The organism is Tessaracoccus sp. MC1865, assembly GCF_017815535.1.
Lineage (GTDB): Bacteria > Actinomycetota > Actinomycetes > Propionibacteriales > Propionibacteriaceae > Arachnia.
On record NZ_CP072596.1, the window covers coordinates 1,140,619 to 1,159,700 of the forward strand.

General features: G+C 68.2%; 16 protein-coding genes. 10 read left to right on the top strand and 6 right to left on the bottom strand.

Annotated features, from left to right (window positions below; all coding sequences use genetic code 11):
- Positions 1-245 precede the first annotated feature (245 nt).
- From J7D54_RS14235 to pyrR, 4 genes are all read right to left on the bottom strand, one after another.
- Complete coding sequence (locus J7D54_RS14235; RefSeq protein ID WP_245244150.1) at positions 246-1,583, bottom strand: beta-galactosidase; 1,338 nt, start codon at positions 1,581-1,583, stop codon at positions 246-248.
- A gap of 147 nt (positions 1,584-1,730) precedes the next feature.
- Entirely contained in the window at positions 1,731-3,005 is a 1,275-nt protein-coding gene (locus J7D54_RS05195) for a dihydroorotase (RefSeq protein ID WP_182764393.1), read from the bottom strand.
- Between the two features lie 3 nt (positions 3,006-3,008).
- Complete coding sequence (locus tag J7D54_RS05200; protein WP_182764392.1) at positions 3,009-3,938, bottom strand: aspartate carbamoyltransferase catalytic subunit; 930 nt, start codon at positions 3,936-3,938, stop codon at positions 3,009-3,011.
- Positions 3,935-4,468 carry a bifunctional pyr operon transcriptional regulator/uracil phosphoribosyltransferase PyrR gene (gene pyrR / locus J7D54_RS05205; RefSeq protein ID WP_182764391.1) on the bottom strand — a complete coding sequence of 178 codons (534 nt, stop codon included), beginning with the start codon at positions 4,466-4,468 and terminating at the stop codon, positions 3,935-3,937. Before pyrR ends, J7D54_RS05200 begins: the two co-directional genes overlap by 4 nt.
- 77 nt (positions 4,469-4,545) lie before the next feature.
- Between pyrR and J7D54_RS05210 the strand changes: the two genes are divergently transcribed.
- Positions 4,546-4,755 carry a hypothetical protein gene (locus tag J7D54_RS05210; RefSeq protein WP_076060554.1) on the top strand — a complete coding sequence of 70 codons (210 nt, stop codon included), beginning with the start codon at positions 4,546-4,548 and terminating at the stop codon, positions 4,753-4,755.
- Between the two features lie 60 nt (positions 4,756-4,815).
- Here the strand turns inward: J7D54_RS05210 and pepN are convergent, their stop codons facing one another.
- Positions 4,816-7,410, bottom strand: a complete 2,595-nt coding sequence (pepN, locus tag J7D54_RS05215; protein WP_182764390.1) for an aminopeptidase N — start codon at positions 7,408-7,410, stop codon at positions 4,816-4,818.
- Positions 7,411-7,574: 164 nt separating this feature from the next.
- On the opposite strand from pepN, the gene ligA reads away from it, so the two are divergent.
- Together ligA and J7D54_RS05225 are read left to right on the top strand one after the other, a co-directional pair.
- Complete coding sequence (gene ligA / locus J7D54_RS05220; protein WP_182764389.1) at positions 7,575-9,659, top strand: NAD-dependent DNA ligase LigA; 2,085 nt, start codon at positions 7,575-7,577, stop codon at positions 9,657-9,659.
- A 7-nt stretch (positions 9,660-9,666) separates the two neighbouring features.
- Positions 9,667-10,113: a ribose-5-phosphate isomerase gene (locus J7D54_RS05225; RefSeq protein ID WP_182764388.1), complete on the top strand. Its 447-nt coding sequence runs from the start codon at positions 9,667-9,669 to the stop codon at positions 10,111-10,113.
- Between the two features lie 119 nt (positions 10,114-10,232).
- Here J7D54_RS05225 and J7D54_RS05230 read toward each other — a convergent pair whose 3' ends face one another.
- Positions 10,233-10,394 carry a hypothetical protein gene (locus J7D54_RS05230; protein WP_182764387.1) on the bottom strand — a complete coding sequence of 54 codons (162 nt, stop codon included), beginning with the start codon at positions 10,392-10,394 and terminating at the stop codon, positions 10,233-10,235.
- Between the two features lie 32 nt (positions 10,395-10,426).
- Here J7D54_RS05230 and J7D54_RS05235 point away from each other — a divergent pair, with 32 nt between their 5' ends.
- From J7D54_RS05235 to J7D54_RS05265, 7 genes are all read left to right on the top strand, one after another.
- The gene (locus tag J7D54_RS05235) at positions 10,427-11,254 is read left to right on the top strand and encodes an Fpg/Nei family DNA glycosylase (RefSeq protein ID WP_182764386.1); all 828 of its coding nucleotides are present in this window, start codon (positions 10,427-10,429) and stop codon (positions 11,252-11,254) included.
- A gap of 58 nt (positions 11,255-11,312) precedes the next feature.
- Positions 11,313-12,026 carry an HAD family phosphatase gene (locus tag J7D54_RS05240; protein WP_182764385.1) on the top strand — a complete coding sequence of 238 codons (714 nt, stop codon included), beginning with the start codon at positions 11,313-11,315 and terminating at the stop codon, positions 12,024-12,026.
- Positions 12,023-14,530, top strand: a complete 2,508-nt coding sequence (locus J7D54_RS05245; protein WP_182764384.1) for a glycoside hydrolase family 65 protein — start codon at positions 12,023-12,025, stop codon at positions 14,528-14,530. Before J7D54_RS05240 ends, J7D54_RS05245 begins: the two co-directional genes overlap by 4 nt.
- A complete protein-coding gene (locus J7D54_RS05250; RefSeq protein ID WP_182764383.1) occupies positions 14,527-15,822 on the top strand; it encodes a hypothetical protein in 1,296 nt (431 codons plus the stop codon). The genes J7D54_RS05245 and J7D54_RS05250 overlap by 4 nt, the downstream gene beginning before the upstream one ends.
- A gap of 224 nt (positions 15,823-16,046) precedes the next feature.
- A complete protein-coding gene (locus tag J7D54_RS05255) occupies positions 16,047-17,273 on the top strand; it encodes a sensor histidine kinase (RefSeq protein WP_182764382.1) in 1,227 nt (408 codons plus the stop codon).
- Entirely contained in the window at positions 17,270-17,890 is a 621-nt protein-coding gene (locus J7D54_RS05260; protein WP_182764381.1) for a response regulator transcription factor, read from the top strand. Before J7D54_RS05255 ends, J7D54_RS05260 begins: the two co-directional genes overlap by 4 nt.
- Before the next feature lie 140 nt (positions 17,891-18,030).
- Complete coding sequence (locus J7D54_RS05265; RefSeq protein ID WP_182764380.1) at positions 18,031-18,774, top strand: SDR family oxidoreductase; 744 nt, start codon at positions 18,031-18,033, stop codon at positions 18,772-18,774.
- Positions 18,775-19,082: the final 308 nt, after the last annotated feature.

Consider the following 19,082-nt stretch of genomic DNA (forward strand, 5'->3'; position numbering starts at 1 on the left):
ACCAGTGGGCACGATGACCTCAAGTCCGGTTCCGGTGAACGTGAACGCTGCGGTTGACCCCGCCGTCGAAGAGCGGCTCAGGGTGCTCTTGTACGCCGAGGTGTCGGCAACCTGGGTCCAGCCACTGGAGTACGTGATAGTGGCCGAACGGTCGTCGTTGGTGTAGGCGTCCGCTACCGGACCAGTGGGCTCGCCGAGGCTCAGCGGGAACGTGAACGAGGTCTCGGTGGTGTCATTCGAATTGCTCAGGCGCGCAGCGATGTAGCGCGGGCCGTTGCCGCTGACGGAGAGCGCCTTGTGTTCCTGATCGGTGGCGACGCGCTGGTAGATGTTGACGTTGCCGCCAGTGCGCTCAGTAGCGGTGATGCGCGGTGCTGGCGCCATCGAGGTGAGCTGAGGGAAGCCGCGCTGGTAGTAGCCCAATTCCTTCTGCACAGCGAGCTTCGGAGTGATGGTGCGGTCCTCGTTGAGGGCAGCACCGTAGTCGTAGCTGGTGAAGCCGGAGCCGGGAGCCCGGTGTAACCCCAGTTCGTACCGCCGATGATCATGTAGTAGTTGAAGGCAGTGATGCCCTGACCGATGTTGTTCGCACCCCACTGACGGGTGAACGCCGGGTCTGCGAACTCCTTGCACTTGTCGTTCTCGGTCCAGAGTGCGCCCCAGGGGGAGAATGCTCCGCCCTGAGCTTCCGTGATGAAGTGCGGCGTGTCCTGGGAAATGTTGCGGAAGCCCTGTTCCTGATCGTTGATCGCGTTGCGGCCAGCGTCGCAGGAGAAGCCCAGCGGGTACTGGTCGTAGGCGTAATAGTCGAGGCCGAGGTTCTCCACGTCCGAGAAGCGGCCGCCCATGCCCCAGTCATTGTGAAAGAGGGGCACATCGATGCCGTCTGCAGCGATGTGCTCCGCCAGCGTCTTCAGGAAGGCGCGACGGTTGGTGTCTTCAGTGATGAGCTCGTTCTCAACCTGGTACATGATGATGGAACCGCCACCGTCGGTGATCTGGTGCTCCCGAGCGATCTCGTTGAAAGCGGAGAGCCATTCCTTGGAGGGCTCCAGCACCGAAGCATCGGTGGAGCGCAGGGAGCCGGCAGTCTTGTTGACCATGTACGCGGGGAGGCCGCCCATGGACACCTCGGCGTTGACGTACGGGCCAGGTCGCGCGATGACGTAGAGGCCCTCCTCAGCGGCGAGAGTCAGCAGCTTGTCGAGATCACGGGGACCGGAGAAATCAAAGGGGCCACCCTCCTCGTTCTGGTGGAATCCCCAGAAGAAATAGAGAGACACTGCGTTGAAGCCCGCAGCGCGCAGCTTCTGGAAGACGTCACGCCATCCGTCCTCGTGCGGTACCCGCCAATGGTGGAGTTCGCCGGACCAGATGACGAGGCGCTCTCCGTCGATCTTGAACGAATGGCCGTCCCAGGAGACGGCATGATCCTGGCCATCGTTGCCGGGGAACGTGATCTTGTTGCCCTGGTGGGCAGGCGGGTCGACGGCCTTCGCCGTGCCGGGTGCTACGAAGCCGGTGATCGCGAGGGCGATCACGGCGAGGATGGCAAGAACTCTTCTTGACAAGCGGTTATTCACGCTGGGGGGCCTTCCGTGCGACAGTGCAGGTGCGGTGAGTGTCGCAAGGCGGAGCGTTCAGGTGCAAAGAATTCTGACGATCACGCGTTCTCAACGAGCGTTTGAGAACGCCCCGGCCGGATCAGGGCCCCCCAGCGCGGGGACCCCTCAGGAATCGGTGCGCGCGAAGGTCTGGCGACCCCTCAGGAAGGTGGCCTCCACAGGGTCCGGCAGGGTGCGTCCGTGGTACGGGTTGTTGCGGCTCAGCGACCTCGACTGAGCCCTGTCCACCGTCGCGGTCCGATCAGGGTTGGCCAGCACGATGTTGGCGGGCTCGCCCACCCGGAGCGGGCGCCCCTGATCCGCCAGGGACGCCAGCCGGGCGGGAGCGTGGCTCATCCGCTCGGCCACCTGGGCCCAGGTGAGACGCCCTGGCTTGACCATGGTCTCGATGACGACGGACAGCGCCTGCTCCAGACCCAGCATGCCGGGCCTGGCGTCGACGAAGGCATGGTCCTTGTCCTGCGGCGCATGGGGCGCATGGTCCGTGCCCACCACGTCGATGGTGCCGTCCTCCAGCGCGGCGCGCAGTGCTTCGATGTGCTCGGGGGTGCGCAACGGCGGGTTCACCTTGTAGACGGTGTCGTAGCCGGTGAGTTCCTCGGTGCCCAGCAGCAGGTGGTGGGGCGTGACTTCAGCCGTGATCTGCACGCCGCGCTGCTTGGCCCACCGCACCACTTCGACGCCCTCGGCGGTGGTGATGTGGCACACGTGCAGCCGGGAACCGGTGGCCTCAGCCAGCATGGCGTCGCGGGCGATGATCGTCGACTCCGCTACGGGCGGCCAGCCGCCCAGGCCGAGGCGCCCGGACAACTCGCCCTCGTGGCAGCAGGCGCCGGGGCCGGCCAGGAACGAATCCTGCGAGTGCTGGGCGACCACGCCGTTGAAGGGGCGCACCCACTCCAGCGCGCGGCGCATGAGTTGGGGGTTCATCAGGCACATGCCGTCGTCGGAGAACATCGTCACGCGGGCGCGGGAGCGGTTCATCAGGCCCAGTTCGGCGAGTTCCTCTCCCTTGAGGCCCTTGGAGATGGCGCCGATCACGACGACGTCCACCAGGCCGGCGTTGAGGCCCAGGTCGAGCACGTGCTCGGCCTTCTCTGCTGTGTCGGTGACGGGCTGGGTGTTCGCCATGGCGCACACTGCCGTGAACCCGCCGCGCGCGGCGGCCTCAGTGCCGCTCAGCACCGTTTCGGCGTCTTCACGGCCCGGCTCACGCAGGTGGGTGTGGGGATCGACGAGGCCCGGCAGCGCGATGAGCCCGTGGCAGTCCACGATCCGCGCGTCGGCCGGTGCTGACTCGGTGATCACGCCGTTGGCAAGGTGGAGGTCGGTGCGGGTGCCGTCCGGCAGTTGCACCCCGTGGAGCGTGGTGGCGGTCATCTACTACTTTTCCTCTCCGGCAAGCAGGTGGTAGAGCACGCTCATCCGCACCGCGACACCGGCCGAGACCTGGTCGAGGATGATCGAGCGCGCGGCGTCGGCGGCCGCTGACGAGATTTCGAGGCCCCTGTTCATCGGGCCGGGGTGTGCGATGCAGGCGCCGTCCTTCAGCATCCTGAGGCGTCGGGGGGTGAGGCCGTAGGCGTCGATGTATTCGCGCTCTGAGGGGAAGAACCCGCCCTGCATGCGCTCGCGCTGGACGCGCAGCATCATGGCCACGTCGACCTCCGGCAGCACCTCGTCGAAGGTCGCGGTGGTCTCGACGCCCCACGTCTCCACGCCGGGCGGCATGAGCGTCGGGGGAGCCACCAGGACCACGCTGGCGCCCACCTTTCCCCACAGGAGCACGTTGGAGCGCACCACGCGGGAGTGCAGGAGGTCGCCGGTGATGGCGATGCGCTTGCCCTTCAGGTCGCCCAGATCGTTGGCGCGCAGGTGCCGACGGATGGCGTGGGCGTCCAGGAGCGCCTGGGTGGGGTGTTCGTGCATGCCGTCGCCGGCGTTGATCATCGACGCGCGGACCCAGCCGGCCGCCTGCGCCACCGAGCCGGAGCCGGCGTGCCGCATCACGATGGCGTCGACGCTCATGGCGTCGAGGGTCTGCAGCGTGTCCTTCATGGACTCGCCCTTCGACACCGACGACCCCTTGGCCGCGATGTTGATGGAATCTGCCGACAGCCATTTGGCCGCCAACTCGAAGGACGAGCGGGTGCGCGTCGAGTCCTCGAAGAACAGGTTGACGATGGTGCGGCCGCGCAGGGCGGGCAGCTTCTTGATGGGGCGCGACTGGATGTCGTGCATCTCCTCGGCCGTGTCGAGGATGGTCCAGATCTCTTCTGCGCTGAGATCGGCGATGCCGAGGAGATGCTTCACTGGCCGCTCCGTTCGATGGTGATGAGGTCTTGGCCGTCGGTCTCGGTGAGGTTCACGCGGACCCGTTCGTCGCGGGCGGTCGGGATGTGTTTGCCGACGATGTCCGCCTGGATGGGCAGGTCGCGTCCACCGCGGTCGATGAGTGCCACCAGTTGGATGGAGCGCGGCCGGCCCAGGTCTGCCAGCGCAAGCAGCGCGGCCTGGATAGTGCGTCCGGAGAACAGCACGTCGTCCACCAGCACCACGACCTTGTCGTCGATCTCCTCCGGCAGGACGGTGGGGCTGGGCATGCGGGTGGGGTTGCGGCGCAGGTCGTCGCGGTACATCGTGATGTCCAGTCGCCCGACAGGGATCGTGTGCCCTTGCGCCTCGGCGATGGCGGCGATCCGCTCCGCCAGAGGGGCGCCGCGTGTGATGATGCCCAACAGGATCACGTCGGCACTGCCGTGGTTCTTCTCGAGGATCTCGTGCGTCATGCGGTTCAACGCCCACTGCATCTCGTCGCCATCTACTACGGCGCGTGGCTCCATGGTTCCTCCCGTGGTCGGCTCAATCTACCGTACGGACTGACTCCTCTCCCACGCCAGTTCCGTATAGAGTGCCTGCCATGAACCTGCTCCCACTCGAGGTCCTGCCGGGCTGGCCCCAGCCGGAGCCCGTCTCTGACATGCTCCTGATGTTCCTGATGGTGCTTGGCCCGCTGGGCTTCGGCGTCATCGTGGCTCTGCTCTACTTCGGCCCCAAGCTGGCGCGCGAACGCCGCGAGCGCGAGCTGAAGGCCAGCAGCACCGAACTGGAGAACACCCGTCCGAACTGACCGCACCTGAACGACGAAGGGCCGCCGGGCATTGTTGCCCGGCGGCCCTTTCGTCGTTGTTCAGGACGCGTCGAGGCGGCTGCGCTCCTGGGCCCTCAGCGAGCGGCGTGCCTCGTCGAGGCGTTCAGTGACGGAGCGGCGGACCTGTTCGCTGGGCTCGTTGTCGTCGAGCCACGCCTGGATGGTGGCCACCAGCGACTCCGTCACCAGCGGCGTCGGGAACAGCCAACGCAGCGCGGTGCCGACGGTGGCGTAGCCCCTGTCGGCCCACGTGCCCTCGCGGCGCGAGATGCGGCCGAGCAGGTCCAGGTAGGCGGCCGGGTAGGGCTCCAGCACCTCGTCCTGGCCGTAGCGCCAGAAGCCCATGCAGATGGACCGGTGGGTCTCATTCGGCACGTCCGGGTCGTCCGTGGCCAGCGCCCACGCCTGCGACTTGGAGTCCACGTCCGGGAGCGCGGCCCCCGCGCCGGCGGCCTGTTCGGCGCCGGCGGAGGTGTTGTCGCGGTCCAGTTCGGCGGAGATCTCGTCGTGGCCGATGGCGCCCAGCTTGGCCAGGGCCGCCGTGATCGCCCAGCGCATGCCGGTGTCGATGACCAGCCCCTGGGGCACTTCTTCGCCGTGGAGCCACCCGCGGATGAGCTCGATGCCCTCCGCGGTGCGCACATTCCCGATGAGCGCCTTGGCGATCAGCACCTGCTTGTCCGAGCCCGGCTCGGTCTCCTTGAGGAGCTGCGCCAGCCCCGCCACCCAGCGGGTGTTGAGGTCGTCGCGCAGCTCCGGAGCAGTGAAGGCGAGGGCGGCGTTGCTGGCCTGAGCCAGCAGCGTCGAAGCGCCAGCCATGTCGTTCTCCGAGGGGAGCGCGGCCTGCACCAGGCGCTTGTACTGCTGTGCCGGGAACTCCGCGTCGCGCGTCATCTCCCAGAAGGCGGTGAGCGAGACGGCGCGGGCCAGGGGATCTGTCAGCGCGCCGATGTGCTCCACGAGCGCGGCGGCCGAATCGTCGTCGAAGCGCACCTTGGCGTAGGTGAGGTCGCCGTCGTTGAGGAGCACGACGTCGCCGCGGTGCACCCCCACCAGGTCCTCGATGGCGGTGCGCTCGCCGTCCACATCGGTCTCGACGTAGTGGCTGCGGGTGAGCAGGCCGTCCTCGCCGAGGCTGTAGACGCCGATGCCCAGGCGGTGCGTGCGCAGCGTCGGCCAGTCCGCGTGTGCCGTCTGCACGACATCGAAGCGGGTGAAGCGGCCCTCCTCGTCGAGGTCGAAGCTGGCGGCCAGCGTGTTGACACCGGCCGTCTCGAGCCACTGCGTGGAGAACCACGACAGGTCGCGGCCGGAGGCCGCTTCCAGTTCAACCAGGAGGTCAGAGAGCTCCGTGTTGCCCCACGCGTGCTTCTGGAAGTACTCGTGCACGCCGGCGAGGAACGCCTCGCGGCCGACGACGGAGACCAGCAGCTTCAGGACGGAGGCGCCCTTGGCGTAGGTGATGCCATCGAAGTTCTGCTCGACCTTCTCGAGGTCGCTCATGTCGGCGGCGATGGGGTGCGTCGTGGAGAGCTGGTCCTGCAGGTAGGCCCAGGCCTTGCGCTCGTTGCTGAACGACGCCCAGGAGTTGGTGCCGGTGTCGTAGCGCTTCGAGATCTCGTCGTTGGCGTAGTGCGAGGCCCATTCGGCGAAGGATTCGTTGAGCCACAGGTCGTTCCACCAGCGCATGGTGACGAGGTCGCCGAACCACATGTGGGCCAGCTCGTGGAGGATCGTGTTGTCGCGGGCGTCCAGTTCACGCGACGTCACCCGCGAGCGGAACAGGTACTCGTCGCGGAAGGTGACGCAGCCGGCGTTCTCCATGGCCCCGGCGTTGAACTCCGGCACGAAGATCTGGTCGTAGGTGGAGAAGGGGTAGGGCACGCCGAAGGAGTCCTCGAAGACCTCGAAACCGCGCTGCGTGGTGGTGAGGATGCGGTCCGCGTCCAGGTACTGGGCCAGGGAGCGGCGGCACGCTACCGACGCCGGAATCTCCTTGCCGTCGGTGGTGATGGTGCCCTCCACCACGTGGAACTCGCCGCAGACCAGCGCGGTGATGTAGGTGGAGACCGGCGGTGTGGGCTCGTGCTCGAAGCGGCCGAAACCGTCGCCGATGTCGTGCGGCTCCACGCGGGCCGAGTTGGTGAACACCACCCATTCGCTCGGGGCCAGCACGGTCAGCTGGAAGGTGGCCTTCTGGTCCGGCTGCTCGGCGTTGGCGAACATGCGGCGCGCGTCGGCCGTCTCGAACTGGGTGTAGAGGTACGCCTTGTCGTCGGCGGGGTCCACGAAACGGTGCAGGCCCTCGCCCGTGTTGGAGTAGCGGCACGTGGCCACGACCTGCACCTCGTGCTGGCCCTCCAGGAGTTCGGGGAGGGGGAGGCGGTAGCCGTCGAAGGCCGAGGTGTCGAACGCCTCACCGTCGAGGGTGGCCTCACGCACGTCGTCGGCGATGAGGTCGAGGTAGGTCGAGCCGCCCGCGGAGGAGAAGGTGAGGTGCGTGGTCGAGACGAACTGCCGGGCGGGCTGTTCGACCTCACGACCGGTGAGGTCCACGAGAACACGGTAGGCCTCGGTGGTCATGATCTGGGACCGTGCGACGGCCTCGTCGCGCGTGATGTTCGCCGTAGCCATGGGGTGTCTATTCTCCTGTGTCGATGTTGTCCGCCCTCGTCAGGGTTTCCTGCATTGTTCTACTGAACTGCCCTGGGCGGTGGGATTTAGGGCGCTCCCGGGAGCAAATGATTCCGCCACCGTAGATCTGGGTGGTGTCACCAGCGTATGCAACGATAAAACCTATGAGTGAAGAGAGCCGGGCCGGGGTGGAATCCCCGCAGTTGCGCCGCCAGTGGACTGACCTCAACACGCGCCTGACCGAGGCCCAGGAGGCCTACTACGGGGCTGATTCGCCCACCATGTCGGACGCGGAGTACGACGAGACGATGCGTGAGCTCCAGGCGCTCGAGGACGCCCACCCGTCGCTGGTCACGCCTGATTCCGTCACCCAGCGCGTGGGCACCGCGCGGATCACGGACTTCAAGCCCGTGGAGCACCGCCGTCGCCTGCTCAGCCTCGACAACGTGTTCTCGGACGAGGAACTCACCGGCTGGCTCAACCGCACCCCGGCAGACCGCTACCTGTGCGAGCTGAAGATCGACGGGCTCGCCGTCAACCTCCTCTACCTCGACGGCCGCCTGAGTGTCGCGGCCACGCGCGGCGACGGGCGCGTGGGCGAAGATGTCACACCCAACGTGGAAACTATCAAGGGCATCCCGCGGCGGCTGAAGGGCGCGGCCCCGGCCGTGCTGGAGGTACGCGGCGAGGTCTTCTTCCCCGTCGCCGGTTTCGAGCGGCTCAACGAGGCGCTGGTCCAGGTCGGCAAGGCGCCCTTCGCCAACCCGCGCAACGCCGCGGCGGGTTCGCTGCGCCAGAAGAACCCCGCGGTGAGCGCCTCGCGCCCGCTGCAGATGATCGTGCACGGCATCGGCGTCGTGGAGGGGGCCGCCTTCGAGTCGCAGTCAGAAGCCTACGAGCAGTTGAAGGAGTGGGGCCTGCCGGTGTCCCCGGCTTACAAGGTGCTGGAATCGCGGGCGGAGGTGGCGGAGTATGTCGCCTACTACGGCGAACACCGCCACGGCCTGACCCACGAGATCGACGGTGTCGTGGTGAAGGTGGACAAGCTCTCGGAGCAGGACCGGTTGGGGGCCACGTCGAGGGCTCCTCGCTGGGCCATCGCGTACAAGTACCCGCCGGAGGAGGTCAACACCAAGCTCCTCGACATCCGGGTCAACGTGGGCCGCACGGGGCGCGTCACCCCGTACGGGATCATGGAGCCCGTCTTCGTCAGTGGCTCGACGGTGGAGATGGCCACGCTCCACAACCCGTTCGAGGTAGAGCGCAAGGGCGTGCTCATCGGCGACACCGTCGTGCTCCGGAAGGCCGGCGACGTCATCCCGGAGATCGTCGCGCCCGTCGTGGCGCTGCGCGACGGCTCGGAGCGGCCGTTCGTGATGCCCACCCACTGCCCGTCCTGCGGCACCGAACTGCGGCCGGAGAAGGAGGGCGACAAGGACATCCGGTGCCCCAACTCCCGCACCTGCCCCAGCCAGCTCCGGGAACGTCTGTTCAGCCTGGCGTCCCGTGGCGCGTTCGACATCGAGGCGCTCGGCGAGAAGGGCGCCAACGCGCTGCTCAGCGCCGGTCTGCTGACGGACGAAGGCGGCCTCTTCGACCTGACGGTCGAAGACCTGCTCGCCACGGATTTCTACACGAGGCTGGCCAAGCCCGCAGACGCCGACGCGCCCTGCCGCAACGGCCGCGTGTTGTCGACGGTGGGGGAGAAGCTCCTCGCCAACCTCGAGGCCGTCAAGACCCAGCCCCTCTGGCGCGTCCTGGTGGCCTTGTCCATCAGGCACGTCGGCCCCACGGCCGCCCGCTCGCTGGCCGCCAGGTTCGCGTCGCTCGACGCCATCCGCGCCGCCTCGCTGGAGGAGCTCGCCTCGACGGAGGGCGTGGGCGGGGTGATCGCGGAGTCGGTGAAGAACTGGTTCGACGTGGACTGGCACGTCGCCATCGTCGACACGTGGGCGGCCGCCGGGGTCCGGATGGCTGACGAGGTGGACGAGTCACAGCCCCGCACACTGGAGGGCGTCACGGTGGTGGTGACCGGCTCGCTGGAGGGCTTCACCCGGGACGGCGCGAAGGAGGCCATCATCAGCCGCGGGGGCAAGGCCGCGGGCTCGGTGAGCAAGAACACCGACTACGTCGTGGTGGGCGCCAACGCGGGCACGAAGGCCGCCAAGGCGGAGGAGCTTGGGCTGCCCATCCTGGACGAGGCCGGATTCGTCACCCTGTTGAGCAGCGGCCCCGCAGGGCTGGGATAGTTGACCCATGCGAATCCACATTGCCACTGACCACGCGGCCTTCGAGTTGAAGAACTACCTCGTCGAGCGGCTTCAGGAGGACGGCTTCGAGGTCGTCGACCACGGCGCGCACGAGTACGACGCGCTGGACGACTACCCTCCCTTCGTCATCCCCTGTGCAGAGGCAGTCGTCGCGGAGGACGGTTCCCTGGGCGTCGTGCTGGGCGGCTCCGGCAACGGTGAGCAGATCGCGGCCAACAAGGTGAAGGGTGTGCGCGCGGCGCTGGCCTACAACGTGGAGTTGGCCAGGCTGGCGCGCGAGCACAATGACGCCAACGTCATCTCACTGGGCGGCCGGATGCAGTCGCTGGAAGAGTCCTACGACATCGTCAAGACCTTCGTCACCACGCAGTTCCCGGGGGAGGACCGGCATCAGCGCCGCATCGACCTCATTTCGGAATACGAGAACCGCTGAGCCTTAGAGAGTGCGCCCTTGGTCGGGTCGTTCGGAGACATGAGCAGAGTCTATGCGCAGTTTGCCCAGGAACCTCGGGCGTCCATCTGTGCGGACGCCCTAGTCACACCGTTGATCGCTCAACTTCCCTGGGCGTTGCGGTTCCGGAGCCGCTGGTGCTTCTGCTGGTCCTCGGTGCTGCGGTCCCGACGCGGGAGCAGCTTGGCCCGAAGGGCCCGCTCCCGGTCCACCAGGCCGGACACGCCGTCGCGCCCGAACTCACGCCGCTGCTCTTCGCTCATGGGCCGAGTCTACGGCCGGCTAAGGTGGCGAAATGCCTGAGGGTCACGTCATTCACCGGCTCGCTTCCGAATACACCGCCACCTTCGGCGGGGTCGAGGTCTCCGTCACCTCCCCGCAGGGCCGTTTCGACGCGACACCGCTCGACGGCTCCGTGTTCAACCACGGGGAAGCCGTCGGCAAGCACCTCTTCCTCGACTTCGCCACGGGCGACGTCGTGCACATCCACCTGGGGTTGATCGGCAAGATCCGCTTCGAGCCCCTGGCCCCACCTGTCGGCGAGGTGCGGCTGCGCATCCACAACGGCGTCACCGTCGCAGATCTGCGGGGGCCGCAATGGTGCCGCATCATCACCCCGGAGGAGCGCGACGCGGTGGTCGCCTCGAGCGGTCCCGATCCGCTGCGCGCCGACGCAGACCCGTCGCGGGGTTTCGAACGAGTGCGGCGCTCCGGCAAGCCGATCGCCGCCCTGTTGATGGACCAGCGCGTCGCCGCAGGGGTGGGCAACATCTTCCGCGCTGAGGTGCTCTACCGGCACCGACTCGACCCCGCGATACCCGGCCGTGACATCGACCGCCGCACCTGGGACGCCATCTGGGCGGATCTGGTCGAGCTGATGCACTACGCCGTCGGCGCCGGCCGCATCGACACGGTGCGCGAGGAGCACGGCCCGGAGGCCCAGGGCCGCGACCCGCGGGTCGACCGGCACGGCGGGGAGGTCTACGTCTATCGCCGGGCCGGGCAGCCGTGCCTGGTCTGCGGCTCCGAGATCCGCACCGCCATGCTGGAGGGTCGCAACATGTACTGGTGCGGTCGCTGTCAGCGCCGGAAGCGGGTCGGTCGCTCAGCACCGGCGCGGTAAATACCGGGACCGGCCTCGCATCCGCTCGGCGGCCGCCAGCGCCGCATAGGGTGGGCCCATGGAGTGGAGCGACTACCAAGCAGTCCTGTTCGACCTCGATGGAGTGATCACCCCAACCGCTGAGGTGCACATGCACGCGTGGGCCGACATGTTCAACGGCTTCCTCAGTACCCGCAGCGGCCAGTTGCCGTACACCGACGACGACTACTTCGCCTTCGTGGACGGTAAACCGCGCTACGACGGGGTGCGCGACTTCCTCCTGTCCCGCGGCATCGTGTTACCGGAGGGCCGGCCGACGGACGACCCGAGCCAGCTGACGGTGTGCGGGCTCGGCAACCGGAAGAACGAGGCCTTCAACACCATCATCGAGCGCGACGGCGTGGCCCCCTATCCCGGCTCGAAACTCCTGGTCGAGCAGCTCGCGGCCGGCGGTTTCAAGCTCGCGGTGGTGTCGTCGTCGAAGAATGCGCCGGCCATCCTCCGCGCCGCGGGGCTCGCCCCCTACTTCCCCGTGGTGATGGACGGCAACGTCGCCGCCCGGGCGCACATCGCCGGCAAGCCGGCTCCGGACACCTTCATCCACGCCGCCCAGATGCTCGACGTGCCCACCCGCAGCGCCGTCGTCGTGGAGGATGCGATCTCGGGCGTGGCCGCGGGCGCGGCGGGCGATTTCGGCCTGGTCATCGGGGTGGACCGCGGCGTCGGGCACGAGGCGCTGCTCGTCGCCGGCGCCGACGTCGTCGTCGACGACCTCCGGGAGCTGACGGCATGAAGACCCGGGAGATCACCAGCGACCCGATGAACCGCTCGCGCTTCCCGGTGGACCCGTGGCGGTTGGTGGAGGTGGAACCCAGCGCCAAGGACGTGGGCACCACGGAGTCACTCTTCGCCGTCGGCAACGGCTACCTCGGCATGCGCGGGAACCCTGAGGAGGGGCGCGTCAGCTACGCCAACGGCACGTTCATCAACGGCTTCCACGAAACGTGGCCCATCGAGCACGCCGAGGCCGCCTACGGGTTCGCCCACACCGGCCAGACGATCGTCAACGTGCCGGACGCCAAGCTGCTCAAGGTCTATGTCGACGACGAGCCGCTGACGCTCACGGTGGCAGACCTCGACGATTACGAGCGGGTCCTCGACCTGCGCTCCGGCTGCCTCAAGCGCAAGGTGGTGTGGCGCACGCCGTCAGGCAAGGTGGTGGAGATCAGGAGCAGCCGCATGGTCTCGTTCACCGACCGTCACCTTGCCCTCATGCAGATCGAGATCACACTGCTTGAGGGTGGTGAGGCCCCCATCGTGGTCAGTTCGCAGATCGTCAACCGGCAGGACGGGTACTCCGATTACCGGGCGACCGAGCAGGCGGAGGGCTTCGACCCGCGGCGCACGAGCACGTTCCAGGAGCGGGTGCTCAACCCGGAACTCAACTGGAGCAAGGGCGATCGCATGTTGCTCGGCTTCCAGACGGCGCGCTCCGGCATGACGCTCGCGGTGGCGGCAGACCACTACCTGGAGACGGAGAACCGGTACGAGGCGGTGATCTCCACCACCGAAGACGTGGGCAAGCAGGTGTACCGCTTCGACGCGAAGCAGGGCGAGCCGATCAGGATCTCGAAGGCCGCGGTCTACCACAGCTCGCGTGGGGTGCCGGTGGCCGAACTGTCGGACCGCTGTCGCCGCACGCTCGACCGCGTCCGCGACAAGGGTTTCGACTACTTCTACGACCAGCAGCGGCACTGGCTGGACAACTTCTGGCGCGACTCCGACGTGGTCGTCGAGGGTCAGCCGGCCATCCAGCAGGCCGTGCGCTGGTGCCTCTTCCAACTGGCGCAGGCGTCGGCCCGCGCGGACCAGTTGGGCATCCCCGCCAAGGGCGTGACGGGCTCGGGCTACGAGGGCCACTACTTCTGGGACACGGAGATCTACCTGCTGCCGTTTCTCACGTACACCTCGCCGCGGGCGGCCCGCAACGCGCTGCGCTCCAGGGTGATCATGTTGCCGCAGGCCCGTGACCGGGCTGCGGTGCTGTCGCAACGCGGCGCGCTGTTCCCGTGGCGCACGATCAACGGTGAGGAGGCGTCGGCGTACTACGCGGCGGGCACCGCCCAGTACCACATCGATGCCGACGTGGCCTTCGCCTTCGAGAAGTACCGCGACATCACCGGAGACCAGAGGTTCATGTACCGCGACGGTGCCGCCGTGCTGGTGGAGACCGCACGTATGTGGGCAGATCTCGGTTTCTGGCGCACCGACGCCGAGGGCGCCAACAACTTCCACATCCACGGCGTCACCGGGCCGGACGAGTACACCGCGGTGGTCAACAACAACCTCTACACCAACGTCATGGCCCGCGCGAACCTCAACTACGCGGTCTCCCTCATCCGCGAGATGCGCCACATGGACGAGGCGGCGTACCAGCGCGTGGTGGAGGAGCTGGGCCTGACCGACGACGAGGTGCTCGAGTGGGAGGCCTGCGCCAAGGGCATGGTGATCCCCTTTGACGAGACCTTCGGGATCAACCCGCAGGACGAGAAGTTCCTCTACTCGGAGATGTGGGACCTGGAGAACACCCCTGACAACAAGCGGCCGCTGCTGCTGAACTACCACCCGCTGGTGATCTACCGGTTCCAGGTGTTGAAGCAGGCCGACGTGGTGTTGGCGATGTTCCTGCAGGGTGACCAGTTCACGGCGGAGCAGAAGAAGGCCAACTTCGAGTACTACGACCCCATCACCACCGGCGACTCCACCCTCTCCAGCGTGGTGCAGTCCATCCTCGCGGCGGAGGTGGGGTACCAGGACATGGCCATGGAGTACTTCACGTCCGGCCTGTTCGTGGATCTCGCGGACCTGCACTCCAACGCCCGCGACGGCGTGCACATCGCGTCGACCGCCGGCGTGTGGAAGGCGCTCGTGCACGGCTTCGGCGGCTTGCGCGACCACGACGGGCAACTCACGTTCGACCCACGCCTGCCCCAGGACTGGCCGTCGCTGACCTTCTCCATCACCGTGCACGGGTCGCGCCTGCGCGTGCGCCTTGAGCGCACCTCGATCGCCTTCGACGTGGAGGAGGGCGGACCGGTCGAACTGGCCGTGCGCGGGAGGCCGTTGACGGTGCTGCCCGGAAGTCCGGTGGCGGTGCCGCTCGACGGGCAGGGTCCCCTCCTGCCATCGTTGGAGGGGAGTCACCCTCTGGTGGGCGGGCGTCGCAAGGACGGTTCCGTCGTCCAGGCGGTGCTGCCGGAGTCGCACCCGCAGGAGATCGCCGAGGAGACATCATGAGCCTGGAACTCACGGGGGTCGCCAGCGAACACTTCGAGACGCGCCCCCGGGCGGACGGTTTCGAGATGAGCGGGGACGGCCGGCTGCGGCACCTGAGCGTCGAATTCGGTGACGGCTGGACCCTGCTCGACGACACCGTCGACGATGCGGGGGCCGAGCTGCGGCACACCTCGGGCGTGACCGGCTCGGTGCGGCTGTCGTCCGGCCCGCGCCTGCGGCTGCAGGTCAACCTCACCTCGGAGATCGACGACACCGTCACCGTCCCAGGCCCCCTGCTGCGGGTGGTGGGGGAGCAGGCCCCCATCTGCTGGCTGGCCGAGGCGTCGGGCGAGATCGTCCTCCCGTCGGAACACGGCCCTGGGCTGCTCACGCAGCGACGCGGGCTGTGCAGCGACGGCCCCGAGCCTGGCACCGCATACCTCCTGGAGGCGGAGCCGCTGCTGCGGCCGAAGAGCATCCTGTCGTCGGCGTGGACCTATGAGGCCCTCGAGGGCGACATTCTGGACATGCCGCTGGAGCCGTCGTGGTTCCCGTTCGACCGCTATCCCGGCGTCGGGCACGGCGTCGAGTTGAGTGTCCCCGACGGCCTGGTGGTCGCCGATGAGAGCGTCCGGGTGACGGACACCGACGGGGAGTTCGAGCTGTACCCGCCGCCCGGGCTGTCGACGGTGGGGGTATGGGGCCCCGGCGGCCGGACGTTGCTGGAGATCGGCTCCCACCTCGACCCGGCGCAGCTCCGCGAGAAGCTGGCCGCTGAGCGTCTGGTGGACGACGCCTGGGCCTATGTCGCCGTGCGGCACATGATGGAGAGCTGGACCCCGGATGACTTGGTGGACCGCGTCGACTTCGTGCTCGGGCAGGTGCTCGAGAAGCCTACGGCGTGGGGCGCCGTCGCCGCGCACCTCGCCACCCAGCTCGGCCTCCCGCTGGAGCAGGAGGCGCAGGAGGCGGCCACCCAGGTGCTGTCGCGGGGCCGCGTCGACGAGGTGATCGTGCTGACGATGCACGGCATGGTGCCCATCGACCTGGCCGGCGGAGCCTGGCCGGTCGGCAACTTCCGGGAACTGGGGATCGAGGCGATGTCGCGCATCGGCTACGGCCGGGTCCGCTCGGCGGGTGCTCCGATGAGGGGCCGTGACGTGGCGGTGGCCAAGTTGTTCGCCGCCGGGCTGGGGGAGACGGAGCAGGGGCTGCGCGCCTCGTCGTGCGCGATGATGGCCGAGCACCGTCTCCTGTGCTGGTTGTCGGCGCAGCAGTCGCCGGTGGATCTGGCCTGGCTGTCCGTCGGTTGATGACAGATGTCATTCCAGAGTGGTGACATCGCCTACTGGCGCCGCGCGGTGCCAGCCGTGAAGCTGGGGCAGGTCCATTCGTCGTCGCGGCGTCGGTGATGTAGTGCCACACGGCCCTTGGGGGCATGACCGGCTCCGCGATGATGGTCTGACGCGTTGCGCCCTGTGGACTCGGCTACGGTCATGCTGTGCGCAGGTCGCACCCCGACCCCTGAAGGTTGTAGATGGATAGCGTTCTCGACGAAAGCCGGGCCCCGGCCCACCAGCCGGCGGCAGACGGTTTGCCGTGGTACCGGCGCATGGTGATGCAGGGCGGCCTGTACATCGCGCCCGGTGCCGCCTTCGTCCTCATCCCCATCGTGTTCGCCTCCGGGGCGCCGCTGCACATCTGGCTGTTCGTGGTGGCGACTTCCCTGCTGCTCGGGTTCCTCGTGGTGGGTTCCACCGCCATTGCCCACTGGAATGCACGCGGCCGATGGCTCTGGATGGCGGCCGTCCTCGGCACCGTCGGGCTGATGGCGCTGTCGCCAGGGCACACGATGCCCATCTACCAGGTGCCCTACATCACCACCACGGCCGCCGTGCTCCTCCCATTCCGGCATTCGCGTGTCGTGATCCTCGTGACCACAGCGGTCGCCATCCTGACGGCACTGGTCGAGCGGAACCTGCAGATCGTGGTGATGGGTGCCCTGGGGCTGGCTATGGGCCTGGTGATCGCGCTGGCGCTGGAGACGAGCCGCACCCGCGACAGGCTGCGGCTGTCGGAGCAGCGCACCGCGGTGCTGGCGGTCGCGGCGGAGCGGGAGCGGATCGGACGTGATCTCCACGACATCCTCGGGCACTCGCTGACTGCGGTGGCGGTCAAAGCGGACCTGGCAGAACGCCTGATCGACCGCGACGCCACTGCCGCCCGCGCGGAGGTGGCCGAGTTGGCCCAGATCGCCCGACAGGCCCTCGCCGACGTCCGGGCGACTGCCTCCGGGATGCGCAAGGTGCGCCTCGCGAGCGAGATCGCCTCGGCACGCTCGGTGCTGACCGCAGCCGGCATCGAGGCGGTCATCCCGACGGCCCTGCCTGCCCTGGACGACCGGACGTCGGAACTGCTCGGCTACGTGGTACGGGAGAGCGTGACCAACGTCGTGCGGCACGCCGAAGCGTCCACCTGCACCATCTGTTACAGCGACGGGGTGCTGACCGTCTCTGACGACGGCCGTGGGATCGGGGACCGGGAGCGGAACGGCACCGGCCTGAGCGGCCTGCGCGCCCGCGTGGCGGAAGCCGGAGGGCGGCTCGAGGTGGTGGCCGACGGAGTGGGCACCACCGTGGTGGCCTCCACCGGGGTGTCCTCCACCGGGTCCGGCGCGTCGCTGCGATCGTCCTGCCTGTCGAAGATCGAGTCCTATTCGCAGTCCCGCAGCGGGGCGCCGGCCGTGCCGGAGGGCGCCGCATGACCACGTTGCTGATCGCGGATGACCAGACGCTGATCCGGACGGCGCTGGCCACCATGCTCGCGCTGGAGGAGGACCTGCAGGTGGTGGGTCAGGCCAGCACGTGCGCAGAGGTGGTGCAGCGGGCGTTGGAGACCCAGCCCGGGGTCATCCTCCTCGATGTGCAGATGCCCGACGGCGGGTTGGGCGTCGACGACGGCATCGAAGCCATCCCGCACGTGCTCGACGTCGCCCCCAAGAGCAGGATCATCGTGGTGACCACCTTCGGCCGTCCGGGCTACCTCCGCCGGGCGCTGGAACGGGGAGCGGTGGGATTCTTGGTGAAGGACACCCCCGTCGACAGGCTCGTGGAGTCCATCCGGCGGGTGTCCGAGGGGCTCCGCACCGTGGACCCGGAGTTGGCGGCCGCCTCGCTGAGCATCGGCCGCTCGCCGCTGACGGAGAAGGAGGCCCTGGTCCTGGCCGCCTCGGCCGGCGGCGCGACCACGGCCCAGATAGCGCAGAGCGTCTACCTGTCCGAGGGGACGGTGCGCAACTACCTCAGCTCCACCATCGGCAAACTCGGCGCCCGCAACCGCGCTGAGGCGCTCCGCACCGCCACCGACAACGGCTGGCTCTGACCGCGAGCAATTCGATGGGGTCACGGCACCTGTAACGCTGTTCGTCGGCGTGTCGCCACCGTGACCCCATCCAATTGCTCACGGTAAACGCCCCGTCGGGGTCCTTCCGGACGTCGCCGAACCCACGTAGGGTCGGTGGCATGAAGATCTGCATCATCGGTGGACACGGAAAGATCGCTCTGCTCCTGCACCCCCTCCTGGTGCAGGGCGGCCACGAGGTCGCGGCGTTGATCCGCAACCCGGCCCAGGTGAGCGACGTGGAGGAGACGGGGGCCCGCGCTGTGGTGGCCGACGTGGAGAACCTCGACACCGACGGCCTGGCAGCCCAGTTCGACGGCTTGGACGCCGTCATCTGGTCGGCCGGCGCCGGCGGCGGCAATCCCGAGCGTACCTACGCCGTCGACAGGGACGCGGCCATGCGCGCGGTCGACGCCGCCCTGCAGGCGGGAGTCTGGCGGTTCGTGATGGTCTCCTATGTGGGCTCCGGCGTCGACGACGTCCCCGAGGACAACCCCTTCCACCACTACGCGGTGGCGAAGGCCGACGCCGACCAGCACCTGAGGGCGTCGTCGCTGAACTGGACGATTGTCGCGCCCGGCCAACTCACGGAGGAACCGGCCACGGGGAAGATCGAGTACGGCGACCACGTGCTCTCGGGCGAGACCTCCCGCGGCAATGTCGCCCAGCTGGTCGCTGCCGTCGTCGGCCGGGCGGATCTACCCGGCATCACCATCAGGTTCCGCGACGGCGTGCATCCCGTCGGGCTGGCGCTGGACTCGCTGGTGCGCCGGAACAGCGGCCAGACGGTGAACGCGCTCACGGAGGGGGTGGGCCCGCAGGGTCCGTTCCTGCAGGGGGTCGACGAGGACGTGCCGCATGACTGATGGGCTCCAGGCATGGGGCGCGGAGACCGGTTAGGGCATCTGCCCGATGCGACGGGGTGTCCCTCCGGCGGACAGTTAGACCTGTCAGCAATAGCGCGGATCCGGAGCAGGGTCCGCGAGACCGGGGGGACCACAATGTACGACTACCACGTTCCATACGCGATCCACCAGGAACGCGCAGCGGAGCTCGAGCGGGAGGCCACCCTCCGACGCCTTGAGCTTGAGCGACCACAATCGCCGACCGAGCCGAAGCGCTCCTTCGCTTCACTGATCACCTACTTCATCCGACGCGTCCACAGCGGCGCCCT